General features: G+C 61.2%; 6 protein-coding genes and 2 pseudogenes. 3 read left to right on the top strand and 5 right to left on the bottom strand.

Annotation, left to right across the window (positions count from 1 at the left end; all coding sequences use genetic code 11):
- Position 1: 1 nt before the first annotated feature.
- Positions 2 to 3172 (bottom strand): alpha-1,4-glucan--maltose-1-phosphate maltosyltransferase, encoded by a 3171-nt coding sequence (locus tag ACQY4Y_RS07120; RefSeq protein WP_428489854.1) that lies wholly within the window; start codon positions 3170 to 3172, stop codon positions 2 to 4.
- Between the two features lie 704 nt (positions 3173 to 3876).
- Here ACQY4Y_RS07120 and ACQY4Y_RS07125 point away from each other — a divergent pair.
- Both ACQY4Y_RS07125 and ACQY4Y_RS07130 read left to right on the top strand, forming a co-directional pair.
- Positions 3877 to 4188 (top strand): annotated as a pseudogene (locus ACQY4Y_RS07125) (transposase domain-containing protein); the annotation flags it as partial.
- 289 nt (positions 4189 to 4477) lie between these two features.
- The gene (locus ACQY4Y_RS07130) at positions 4478 to 5752 is read left to right on the top strand and encodes an ISNCY family transposase (protein ID WP_428489471.1); all 1275 of its coding nucleotides are present in this window, start codon (positions 4478 to 4480) and stop codon (positions 5750 to 5752) included.
- Between the two features lie 235 nt (positions 5753 to 5987).
- Here the strand turns inward: ACQY4Y_RS07130 and istB are convergent, their stop codons facing one another.
- The 3 genes from istB to ACQY4Y_RS07145 all read right to left on the bottom strand — a co-directional run bounded on the left by istB (position 5988) and on the right by ACQY4Y_RS07145 (position 9283).
- Positions 5988 to 6791 (bottom strand): IS21-like element helper ATPase IstB, encoded by an 804-nt coding sequence (gene istB / locus ACQY4Y_RS07135; protein ID WP_428489855.1) that lies wholly within the window; start codon positions 6789 to 6791, stop codon positions 5988 to 5990.
- Entirely contained in the window at positions 6788 to 8305 is a 1518-nt protein-coding gene (istA, locus tag ACQY4Y_RS07140; protein ID WP_428489856.1) for an IS21 family transposase, read from the bottom strand. Before istA ends, istB begins: the two co-directional genes overlap by 4 nt.
- 423 nt (positions 8306 to 8728) lie before the next feature.
- Positions 8729 to 9283, bottom strand: a complete 555-nt coding sequence (locus ACQY4Y_RS07145) for a transposase (protein ID WP_428489857.1) — start codon at positions 9281 to 9283, stop codon at positions 8729 to 8731.
- 363 nt (positions 9284 to 9646) lie between these two features.
- On the opposite strand from ACQY4Y_RS07145, the gene ACQY4Y_RS07150 reads away from it, so the two are divergent.
- Positions 9647 to 10864 (top strand): IS256 family transposase, encoded by a 1218-nt coding sequence (locus tag ACQY4Y_RS07150; protein WP_428490753.1) that lies wholly within the window; start codon positions 9647 to 9649, stop codon positions 10862 to 10864.
- 212 nt (positions 10865 to 11076) lie between these two features.
- On the opposite strand, the pseudogene ACQY4Y_RS07155 reads toward ACQY4Y_RS07150, so the two are convergent.
- A pseudogene (locus tag ACQY4Y_RS07155) lies at positions 11077 to 11372 on the bottom strand (IS110 family transposase); the annotation flags it as partial.
- Between the last annotated feature and the right edge of the window lie 508 nt (positions 11373 to 11880).

Raw genomic sequence — 11880 nt, forward strand, 5'->3', positions numbered from 1 at the left:
TTTAGCGAACCTCGAGCCGCCAGACGCGGAATGGCAAATCGCTCGGGTCCAGTCGGATATACTGATGCTTTCCATACCATACGAAATATTCCCCGCGCATCAGATCCGTCACCTCGATCGCGGCTGAGTCTGGCAGGCCAAACTCCCAAAGTGGCACTTCAATGGCCGCCTCCTGTGCGATGTGGGGATCAAGGCTGACAACCACTAAAATCATGCTGTGGTCGAGCGGATCTCGTTTTCCATACAGGATGATCTGATCGTTGAATGCGTTATAGAAACTTAGCCCCAAATGAGACTGTAGCGCTGGATGCTGGCGGCGAATGCGGTTCAGCGCGGTGATTTCGGCGATGATATTTCCTTGCATGGCGTAGTCGCGTGGCCGAATCTCGTATTTCTCAGCATCTAGATACTCTTCGCGCCCGGGCAATGCCGCAGCCTCGCAAATCTCGAATCCGGAATAGACCCCCCACAGCCCCGATAGTGTCGCCGCCAAAGCCGCACGGACCAGAAATCCGGCTCGGCCGGACGTCTGTAAGAAAACAGGATTGATGTCTGGGGTATTGACAAAGAAGTTAGGTCGGAAAAAGTCCGCCACCGGAGGCGTGGTCAATTCTGTCAAGTAGGCGGTAATCTCCTGTTTCGTATTCCGCCAGGTGAAATATGTGTAGGATTGCGAAAAGCCGGCCTTGGCCAAGCGATACATTGGCTTGGGGCGGGTGAACGCCTCCGCCAGGAATAGCACCTCGGGATGCCGGCTCTGTATGTCTGCGATCATCCATTTCCAAAATGGCAACGGCTTGGTGTGCGGATTGTCGACACGAAAGATCCGCACACCCTGGTCGACCCAGAATTGGACTACGTCACGCAGGGCAGTCCAAATAGCGGGAAACGACGCATTGCTGTAAAAGTCCGGATTGACAATGTCTTCATATTTTTTCGGTGGATTCTCGGCGTAGCGAATAGAGCCGTCGGGTCGCCAACGGAACCAGTCCCTATGCTGCGCCACCCATGGATGATCAGGAGCGCACTGGACAGCGAAGTCGATCGCGACTTCCAGATTATTTTTTTGTCCCGCCTGAATCAGAGCGCGAAAATCTTCCAGTGTTCCGAGTTCGTGATGAACGCCATCATGACCGCCCTCCGCACTGCCAATCGCGTAAGGACTGCCGACATCACCTGGTGCGGCCATGAGGCTATTGTTACGACCCTTGCGATTGATCCGGCCGATCGGATGAATCGGCGGGAAATACAGCACGTCGAAGCCCATGCGGCGAATGTTCGGCAAGCGTTCGATGACCGATCTAAATGTGCCAGGCACAGTCGGATCATGCGTAGCAGACCGCGGAAACAGCTCATACCAGCTAGCGAACTCTGCCGCCGGCCGGTCCACGCGTAGTGATTGGATCGAGCTGCGCGCAATGAAGGTCCGAGCGGCCGACTGATGGATCAGTGCCGCAAAGTCGTCCTCCAGCATGGCCTCAGCGGTCATCACTGTATCCAGGCCCGGCACAGCAGTCTTAATTAATTGCTGGCCTTCCTCGAGCTCCAGTGTCACGTCTAGGCCGGCGGTGAATTTGGCCTGTAGATCATGGGTAAACGTGCCCCACTGATCCCACCATCCTTCGACAGCGAACTGATACAGCCCGATCCGTTCCGGGCGAATTCGCCCCTCCCATCGATCGTTTGGTAGCTTCCGCATCCGAACGCGTCGCCATTCGGATGTGTCACCAGCCCGCCACAGCACATCGGCTGCCAGCACGTCATGCCCATCGCCGAATACGTCGGCACTTATGACGAAATCTCGGCCAACCACGGTCTTGCTCGTGAACTCCCCGCTCGGCTCGATCGCTTCAATCGCGATGCGGGTAGACTTGGCCCAAATGGAACACAACTCCAACCCCGGATCAGAGGCGTCGGACTCCCGCCGGCACTTCAGGATCCGGACTTCGCCCCTGTGCAGCGGCATTTCGAGGTCACCCATTGCGGACAAAGCGGAGCCGGCCGTCGGAGGCAACGGTGCAACCGAAAATCCCAACATGGCTGATCGGACGATATCAGGATTGATCAGCACCAAAGTGTCGTCACGCAGCAACGCCGTCACAGGAGCGGCCGGACTTGTGATCGGGCGCAATTCAAGCGCAGGCGGCAAATTTTTGCTAAGCCGGATTGCGGCAGCAATATCATCGGACAAATCGACACGCATTTCGCGCTTGGCCGCCTCCATATCCTCGGGGCTGGCATGCACAGAGTCGAAGCGACGGCTGGTCGCGTATTCAAAGCCCATGGGTAAAAATAGGCCGGCCCCGGTGGCGGCCGCGATCTGCAGCGACAGCCGGTAGGCTTCGGGAAGGTCCGCATCGGGCGCCAAACGGCGCACCAAGCGATCGAGAAAGGAGGGTTCAGGGCTGGCCAATGCCGGGGCTACATCGCGCAGGGCCACCTGCTCGTCAAAAAACCAGGGCGCCCGACCATCCCACCAAGCGGCCGAAGAAACTGACAGGCTGAAGCCTGCTCCTGCCAAATCCCTGAGCTGTGGCACTCCCGGTGTCCAAGCCAAAAATAACGCATCCGGAAACGCCGCTGTTAGACGGCCCCAGAACCATGCGGGGATCCGATCAAGGGTCAGACAGCGGAAGCTTTCGATGCCGGCTTGCATGAGACGGGTCAAAATCTTCACCCACCAATCCGTAACTGCCTCCGCCGTTGTGGTCTGACCGAAGCGCGGCACCGCAATGTCAACTTGACGGTAAGGTCGCCGCGGATCCGCAATTCGGTTCGAGCCTGCAACTCCGAACCAGTCTGGATGACTTCGGTGAAGAGGAGCATCGATTGCAACCTGCCCCGGAGCAATGTCGAGCATCAATTTAAGGCCTGCCCGTGCGGCCAGGTCCGCAGCAAGCCTGAGGCCTTTGTCAGCTGACCCGGCAAAATCGAGTGCTGGATGTAAATTATCGAAGGTAGCGTGAAAAAATATGTCACCAGTAGCACCGGGCTCGAATGGCGGAGCCAGGCACAGATGGCTAAATCCCATCGCGGCAACGCGTTCAAAGAGTGCTGCCCACCGATCTAGCGGGCCAGCCACAAGCGGGTGGACATGGTAAATACTCGTCGTAACCTGCTTGTTCCGCGCTAACGAGTCGGAAGGCAGAGTATTACAGCGGATCACACTCATCACGTCATCAGAACGCCGCCTAAGTGATCGAAGTTCCGCGGAGTCCGGAAAATCCACCAGCAATTAAGCGCGCGTCTATTCGGCCTCAGAAGATGCGGAGACTACTCTGCTGCAACAGCTAGCGGAATAGGGTCAACGCGATCCGCAAGTGTTCGCTCGCGGTCAATGATTCGAATCTCGCGATAAATCGAATCCGTTATTTCTCTCGGTGACAGAGCAAACCAGGACCGATCATCGTGACGACCCCGTATCCTCGCATAGGCATCTTGAAAAATATGATCGCTCATACGCCCTCCGCCTGATGTGGCCCACCCAGCTCAGCTGAGTGACTTTGACGTTAATTCAGATGCTAATCTAACGTGAAAAAAACGTCAAAGCTTGTTTGTCCCGAGGGGCGACACCAACGTTTGACCTGAATCAATATTTCCTGGAACTCTCCGCGCAAATCGTTGCAGCCCACGTTGGCCACAATCAACTGAGTACCGGCTCACCCTCGAGGGTCATCCGCAATGTTTACAATACGCTAGCCGACTTAAGTCCATGTAGACCGCGTCGCTAAGTGGCTTTTTTGCACTCGCATGCAGACGATGATCGTTACAACTACAACCGCCGCGCGCGTCATATCAGCCATGCAGATAATGTATGTGTGCGCCCCAATTATGAGCGGACAGTCTTCAGCGACCACCTGATTTGAATGGCGGGTGGCCATCCGTTATGCGCTGCGCCACTGGCCGGGCCTGATTGTGGTGCTTGATGACGGTCGGATCGAGATGGATACGAACACCGTGGAGCAGGCGATCAGGCCGCAGGCAGTGACGGCGGGGCCGTTCACTGGGCAATCGCGACGACGCTGATACAGACAGCGAAGTTGAACGACGTCGATCCAATGGCATACCTGAGCGATGTGCTCCAACGCATCGTCTCGGGCAGGATCAAAAAAACACGCCTTGCACACACTGCTGCCGTGGAACTGGTCGGCCAGCAATCCAAGCACGACCATCAGCCAGGCAGCCTGATCACCGGATCAGCATAGGCGCCAATCATTACATTAAACCTGGCCCGGCCGCCGCCGCGACGCTCTGATGTCCATTTTCAAGGTCGGTGGCACAATTTTTCAGCCCCTTATTTCAGGTGGTGTAGCGCGACAATCTGGATGAGAAAGTGCGTCAATCAGGATGAGAATTGGTGACCGCAACGAAGTCATGGTGTCGTGTGTGATTGTCGCTGGCAAGGACTAAGTTTTGTTTTGTTAGCCCCAAGTAGGAATGTCCCCTCCGTCCAAAGTTAGAATGTCCCCTTTTGCGCATGCTTGGGGACGCAATGGCCGAGACGGGGTTGTGGATGACGCAGGCGGAGCGCGATCGCGCCTATTGGGTGCGCCAGTCGATCGAATGTCGGTTGGGCCAGGCTGAAGCAGCGGAGCGCGTTGGCCTCAGTGTCCGCCAATTCAAGCGCTTGGTGCGTAAGGCGAAGACTGAGGGCGACGCGGGTCTGGTTTCGCATCAGCGCGGCCGGCCATCGAACAACCGGATGTCGGCGGCGCTGCGCGGTCGTATCGCGACGCTGCTGAGGGACAAATACCCCGACTTCGGCGCGACGCTGGCGGCGGAGAAGCTGCTGGAGTTGGACGGGATCGTCGTTTCGGCAGAGACGATCCGCCAGATGCAGATCGGCCTTGGCCTGTGGCGGCCCAAGCGCCGCCGGGCCAGGCGGGTGTTTCAGCTCCGCCAGCGGCGTCCGCGGTTTGGCGAGTTGATCCAGATCGACGGCAGTGCGCACCACTGGTTCGAGCGGCGCGGGCCGCGCTGTGCGCTGATCGTGTTCATCGACGACGCCAGCGGCCGGCTGACCGCGCTACGCTTCGCCCCGGCGGAGACGACGGCGGCCTATCTGGCGGCGCTGCGCGGCCACGTGCTGGACCATGGCCGGCCGCTGGCGTTCTACTCCGACCGGCACGGCATCTTCCGGATCAACGCTAAGGACGCCACGAGCGGCGACGGCAAGACCGAGTTCGGACGGGTGGCGGATCGGCTTGGGATCGAGCCGATCCATGCGCTGACCCCGCAGGCCAAGGGTCGTGTCGAGCGCGCCAACCAGACCCTGCAGGACCGGCTGGTCAAGGAGATGCGTTTGGCCGGCATTGGCTCGATCGAGGCGGCGAATGGCTTCGCGCCGGCGTTCATGGCGCGCTTCAACGCAAAGTTTGCGGTGCCGCCGCGCGACCCGGCTTCGGCGCACCGGCCGTGGACGAAGACCGCGCAAGCGTTGGACGACGAACTGGCACGGCGCGAGCAGCGGGTGCTGTCGAAGGCGCTGACCTTCCGCTCCGGCGGGACGATGTATTGCGTCAAGACACCCGGGCCTGGCACCGCGCTGCGCGGCGCGAAGGTGACGCTGCATCACTTTCCCGACGGTGCGCTGAGGGTGCATTACAAAGACCGGATCCTGCCGGTAACGGCCTATGCCCGCTATGCCATGCCCGCCCCGGCGGTGGACGGCAAGACCATCGATGCCCGGATCGACGCAATGATCGCTGCGCGGCACATCCCCAACGCCGCGGTTGAAACCGTCCCGGGGTGAGTACAGCCCGCGTAACAGCCGCCGCAGCCGTGGATAAGTGGCCCGCTTGCGCCCGATTCTGAACGATCACTCCAGCGGGCCACTTACCCACCGCTCCAACACCGCGATTGGACTAACGCTTGACCGGTGCCCACCCCCCGCCCAGCCCACAGGGGACATTTTAACTTTGGGGAGTCAGGGGACATCTCTACTTTGCATTGACAGGACTAAGTTTTGTTTTGATTGTCGCGGAGCGTCACATCGCCGATGTCCTTCGTCGTTGCGTGACTGGGCGGCCGTCCCGGGCCTTTGTGCTTGCGTTCAAGCGCCGCCGGTAGCTGTCGACGTTGATTTCGAAGATCGTTGCATGGTGAACGAGCCGGTCCACCGCGGCCAGCGTCATCGCGGGATCGGGGAAAACCTTGCCCCAGGCGCCGAACGGCTGATTGGCGGTGATGAGGGTGGAACGGCGTTCGTAACGGGCACTGATCAGCTCGAACAAAACGGAGGTTTCCGCCTGATCTTTGCTGACATAGGCGAGGTCATCAAGGATCAGCAGATGGAAGCGATCGAGCCGGTTGATGGCAGCCTCAAGGCCAAGTTCGCGGCGCGCGACCTGGAGTTTCTGCACCAGGTCGGATGTGCGGGCGAACAGCACGCGCCAGCCGTTCTCGACTAGCGCCAGACCGATGGCCGAGGCCAGGTGTGTTTTGCCGCCGCCGGGTCCGCCGATCAGGATCAAATTGGCGCCCTTGTCGATCCAACTGTCCCGGGCGCAGATCGCCATCACATGCGCCTTGGAAACCATCGGCACCGTGTCGAACTCGAAGGCGTCGAGGGTCTTGCCCGGCAGCAACCGGGCTTCGACGAGATGTCGCTCGATGCGGCGGCGGTCGCGTTCGGCAATCTCGTGTTCGGCGAGCGTGGCGAGGAGCCGGGCGGCAGGCCAGCCTTCCTTGTCCGCCCGCTGGGCAAAGGCGGCCCAACCCTGCTTGATAGCGGGCAACCGGAGGTCGTTGAGCAGCAGCGTCAGCCGGGCCGCGTCGATGGTCTGGCTCATGCTGCCGCTCCGATCTCGTTATCGTTGCCGACCAGCGCCTCGTAGGCGGTCAGCGGCATGAGATGGACGGTGACCGCGGGGAGTGCCGCGGGATCCGGCGCGAAGCGTTCGCGCAACGTCGCAAGGTCGGGCAACTGGCCTGCTTCAAGATCGGCGGCCAGCAGTGTTGCAAGGTCGGCCGCGCAGCCGCGCTCATGCGCCAGGGCCAGCAGGTTGACCATCAGACGGCAAGCGGATTTTTCCGGGAGCCGTTCGAGCAGCCGGTCGAAGGTCTGCCGGTAGGCATCGCGCGGGAAGAGTTGGTCGCGGTAGACCAGACCCAGCAGCGCCATGGGTTTGCGCCGCAAAGCGTGGATCACATGGCGATAATCGACGACATGCGCGCGCTTGCCCGCGGCATCGGCCCGACCACGGACCAGGGTCATCAGGGGCGTGCCGCCGATGAACAGGTCGAGGCGGTCGTCATACAGGCGGACCCGCAGGCGGTGGCCGATCAGCCGCGACGGCACCGTGTAGAACACCTTCTTGAGCATGAAGCCGCCGGAGGAGGTGACGGTAACGACGGTCTCCTCATAATCGCAGGTCCGCTGCCCGGGCAATGGCTGGAGCGCGGGCCGTTCGGCTTCGATGCGCTTGGTGGATCGGGCGTTCTTGCGGCTGACGATCTCGTCGATGAAATGGCGATAGCTGGCGAGGTCGTCGAAGTCGTTAGTGCCGCGTATCAGCAGCGCGTCGCCGACGGCTTTCTTGAGATGACCGTGCGAACTTTCGACCGAGCCGTTCTCATGCGCGACACCGCGATTGTTACGCGTCGGCTGCATCCCATAATGGGCGCACAGCGCATCATAGCGCCGCGCGAGATCGTCACGGATATCCGTGTCGAGGTTGTGGAACGCGGCCGAAAGACTGTCACTGCGGTGTTCGAGCGGCGCACCGCCGAGCGCCCACAACGCGTTTTGCAGTCCCTCGGCAAGCGCCACATAGCTTTCGCCGCCGAGGATCACATGAGCATGCTCGAAGCCCGAGTAGATCAGCCGGAAATGGTAGAGCCGGTGATCAACCCGTTCCCCGGCGATGGTGACGCCGAGATCGGCCATGTCGGTGAAATCCGACAGCCCCATCCGGCCCGGCTCATGCACCTGGCGGAAGATCACCTCCTGGTCGGCACCGTGCAGAGCGCGCCATGACCGAATGCGACGCTCCAAGGTGCGCCTAATGCCTGCGGACAGAGCGGGATGGCGCCGCTGCATCTCTTCGAAGATGGCGACCGCGCGCAACTCCGGTGCCGCCTTCAGCATCGGCACGATCTCGGCCTCGAAGAAATCGGCCAGCGGGTCCGGGCGGCGGCGGCCACGGATCTGCTGATGATCGGACGGAAGCCTGTGATCGTGCTCGAAGCGATATGCGGCGGCCGCGCTGATCGACGCCTTTGCCGCAGCCACGGTCGGCGACGCTGTCTGTCGGAACTTCATGTAGAGCCTCATCTGGTGATCGGTGACATGGCGGCCGGGCAACGGGCGGATCCCTCGATGAGAAAATCCATCCCCATAGCCGGTCGGTCGCGATCACCAGACGATCCGCCGCACCCCGGGGGGCCGCAGGCCGACTTTTTCCGGGGCACTTTCTCATCCTGATTGCCGGGGATTCTCACCTTGATTGTCGCGCAGCAAGGTGGTGCCAAAAGCCGTTTAGCCGTGCAAGGCAGGAGACGGATCCGCTGGACGTCGGTTGACATGCTCTGATACGCGGATTGGCTACCGCCTGTCCGATTATCGTCCGGGGATGGTCCCTGTCTTACAGCGGGCATCAGCACGCAGGTGACCTGCAAGCGTAGCTCGGACGTTCCCCACCTTGGACCTGTCCCCAGACTTGCACGACAGCAGGTCGCTTACTTGGGTCCTTCTTCTGTTACGGGACGGAATTGCAACATCGTGCTGTCACGCCATCACGGCAGGTGTCGGCAGCGGCGCAACTTGGTGCGCGATCGCCCAGAGGAACGCGGCAATCTCACGTGCGATCGCCACGACAACCACCGTGGCACGTTTGGCTTTGGCCATGAGGCGTCGATACCGTGCGCACAAGCGTGTTTGCGCCTTCCATGCAATGGCACGCACTGGCTCGGGGAGAGCCGCTTGCCGCTGCTGATGGTGGACACCGGTGCCGGCCGCATGACGGTCGGTCCAGGCCGCCTCGACAAGGGCCTTACGCGCATGACTATTGCCCGTCTGGGTGGTCCCGCCCTGGCGTTTCGTCTCACCCGTCGAGCGCTCTGATGGCACCAAGCCAAGGAAAGCCATCAGCTGTCGTGGATGGTCAAAACGGCGGAGATCGCCCGCCTCAGACACCATTGTTACCGCGGTCATGAATTGGATCCCGCGCATCGCCTGGAATGCCGAAACCACCGGCGCCATCGTCCACTGCGGCACGATCTCGATCAGCGCCGCTTCTAAGCGATCCGTACGCTCAACAGTCGCTTGCACCGCGTTGAGCATCTCCTGAAACGCCAGCCGCTGCGCCGGATGGTGAAGGTCTGCCCATCGAGCCAACGCTTATGCCGGCCGCGCCAACTCGTCTTGCCATCATAGCTGCGCCCGTGGCGCAGAAGGAACGAGGTAACGTGTTGGCGTTTCCGCCTGTCGTCCTCGACAGCAATTGCGCGCGTGCGCACCACATCTCGCACCGCCTCGTGCGTCTCATCGGGAACCCACACCGCCGTCAGTTCGCCGGCTCGCAGCAGGCGTGCCAGGGACAGCCCGATACTGTCCGAGGTGTTGTGCAAAATCTAACTCGGTGGAAGCGGCCATGTCATGCTGGTGATGTTCGAGGTCACCAACCCTGTGGAGAGGGCGCACACCATGACCAAGCGGCAAGGTAAGGACGAAGCCAACGAACTGAAAGCCATCCTGTCGCAGGACGGAGATTTTCTGCGCTCAGCGGTGAAGGCCGCGATCCAGGCGGCGCTGGGGGCGGAGATGACGGAGGCGTTGGCGGCGGAGCGGAGCGAACGCGTGGACGGTCGCCTCGGCTATCGCAGCGGGTCCTACAGCCGGTCGCTGATCACCCGCGTCGGCTCGATTGAGTTGCGTGTCCCGCGCGACCGCTCGGGTCTGTTCTCGACGGAATTATTCGAACGCTATCAACGCTCGGAGCGAGCCTTGGTCAGTGCGCTGGCCGAGATGTATGTGCAGGGCGTATCCACCCGCAAAGTCAAGGCGGTCACCGAAACGCTGTGCGGGCACAGCTTCTCGGCCTCGTCGGTCAGCGAGATGAACAAGACGCTGGACGCGGCGTTGACGGCGTTCGCGGCGCGGCAGCTGGACGAACCCTATCCCTATCTGATCCTGGACGCGCGCTACGAGCGGGCCCGCGAAGGCGGGGTGATTGCCAGCCAGGCCGCCTTGATCGCGATCGCGGTCGATGGTGAAGGTCACCGCCAAGTGCTAGCGGTGGACCTGGCCAACCGCGAAAGCACATCGAGCTGGCGCGATTTTCTGCTGGGGCTCAAGCAACGCGGCTTGCACGGGGTGGAATTCGTCGTCTCGGACGATCATCCGGGCCTGAAGCAAGCGATCCGTGAGGTGCTGCCCGAGGCGTTCTGGCAGCGCTGCTACGTGCACTTTCTGCGTAATGCGTTGGACCATCTGCCGCGCCGGGCGAACGACGATTGCCTGCAAGAGCTGCGCTGGATTTATGACCGGCGTGAGTTGGCCGAGGTGCGGCGCGACCTTGCCGCCTGGCTTGGCAAGTGGAGCGGCAAATATGGGCGGCTATGCAGTTGGGTGGAAGACAACATCGAGGAGACGCTGACCTATTATCGGCTGCCGTTGCCGCATCATAAACACATGAAATCGACCAACTTGCTGGAACGGTTGAACCAGGAGATCAAACGCCGCACGCATGTGGTGCGGATCTTCCCCACCCTCCTTCGCGTGCTCAGTCGCCCAGCCAGTTGCTTGCGGCTAATCCGTGCGCTGGCGGTCGAAATCCATGAAGAGTGGTTGGAAAGTCCGCGTTATCTGAACATGGAGGATCTGCGCGAACACAAGAAGCAGCAGATGCGAGCCGCGGCATGACCCACAGCCCGGGCTGCCCAAGGGTGCCAGCGTGGCCGCCGCCGTCGAGGACGCTTCGCGCCGGCTTCGCCGGTGGCCCAGCGGCCATCCTTGACCGCGGCGGCCACGCTGCCCCAAGACGATCAGGCCGGGACGAAGAAACGGCCCCGTTCAGCCGAACAAAGAAACACCAAAATCAGTTTGCCAAACCCGCTTTTGCACACCTTGACGGACACAACCGACAGCCCATCCCGCCGGTTGGTCTTCACCCGATCACCGGGCCGACGCGGAATGAGCGAAGGCGCAATCACCATGCACGCGTGCCCAAGGGAAACCAGCTGGCGATACAGCCCGTAGCGGTCGGACCTGCCTCGTAACAAAAATGTAGCCTCTCGTAACGCTCAGCTAGCTTGCGCACCAGCTTCGCGACGGCTTCCGACGTTTTATCAAACTTACCCAGATAACGCACTTCGCCGTTTCGGTCACCGTCCGCCACGGCCACCGCATTCCGTGCCTTTGCGGTATCGATTCCGACGAAAACCTCACCTGGGCAGGCCCACGGTGCCGCTTCGACTGACGCGCCATCCTGCGCGGCCGCGGTGGCGGCCTCGCTGGCGGTTTCTTCGAGCTCGAGTTCCATCTGGTCGAGCAGTTTGCGGCCCGCGTTCGGAGGAGGCACCAAAGCAGTCGTGCTTGAGCTTGGCGATCAGCAGCTTCAGGTGCGCCACGATCGCCTCGGCCCCGGCCGCCCCCTCGCCTCAGCCTCGCGACCGGCCAGTTGTTTTGCCGCAATCGCGGTGCGGAGCACGTTAAGCTCGTCGGGAGAAGGGCTGGGTGCATGCGTCACGCTGATGATTTGGAATCCGAAGCCGTCGCGAATTGGTGCCTCGAAATGCGGCCATCGCTACTCACGCGGCTTTTAGCCCGGACTTCCTTCTCTGAAGAAACGCAAGCGTCTGTAATATAATGATAGTCTGCCGGGTTCATCCCCCGCCACTCGCTACAAATCCGGCCCCAGCAACTCGAACGCCCTGCGT

The sequence above is a fragment of the Rhodopila sp. genome (assembly GCF_965277165.1).
GTDB lineage: Bacteria > Pseudomonadota > Alphaproteobacteria > Acetobacterales > Acetobacteraceae > Rhodopila.

What these genes read in the sequence shown, in the direction of transcription:
- ACQY4Y_RS07120 (WP_428489854.1), bottom strand. Translation starts at nt 3,172, where the DNA reads ATGAGTGTGATCCGCTGTAATACTCTGCCTTCCGACTCGTTAGCGCGG.
- ACQY4Y_RS07130 (WP_428489471.1), top strand. Translation starts at nt 4,478, where the DNA reads ATGCTTGGGGACGCAATGGCCGAGACGGGGTTGTGGATGACGCAGGCG.
- istB (WP_428489855.1), bottom strand. Translation starts at nt 6,791, where the DNA reads ATGAGCCAGACCATCGACGCGGCCCGGCTGACGCTGCTGCTCAACGAC.
- ACQY4Y_RS07145 (WP_428489857.1), bottom strand. Translation starts at nt 9,283, where the DNA reads ATGCTCAACGCGGTGCAAGCGACTGTTGAGCGTACGGATCGCTTAGAA.
- ACQY4Y_RS07150 (WP_428490753.1), top strand. Translation starts at nt 9,647, where the DNA reads ATGACCAAGCGGCAAGGTAAGGACGAAGCCAACGAACTGAAAGCCATC.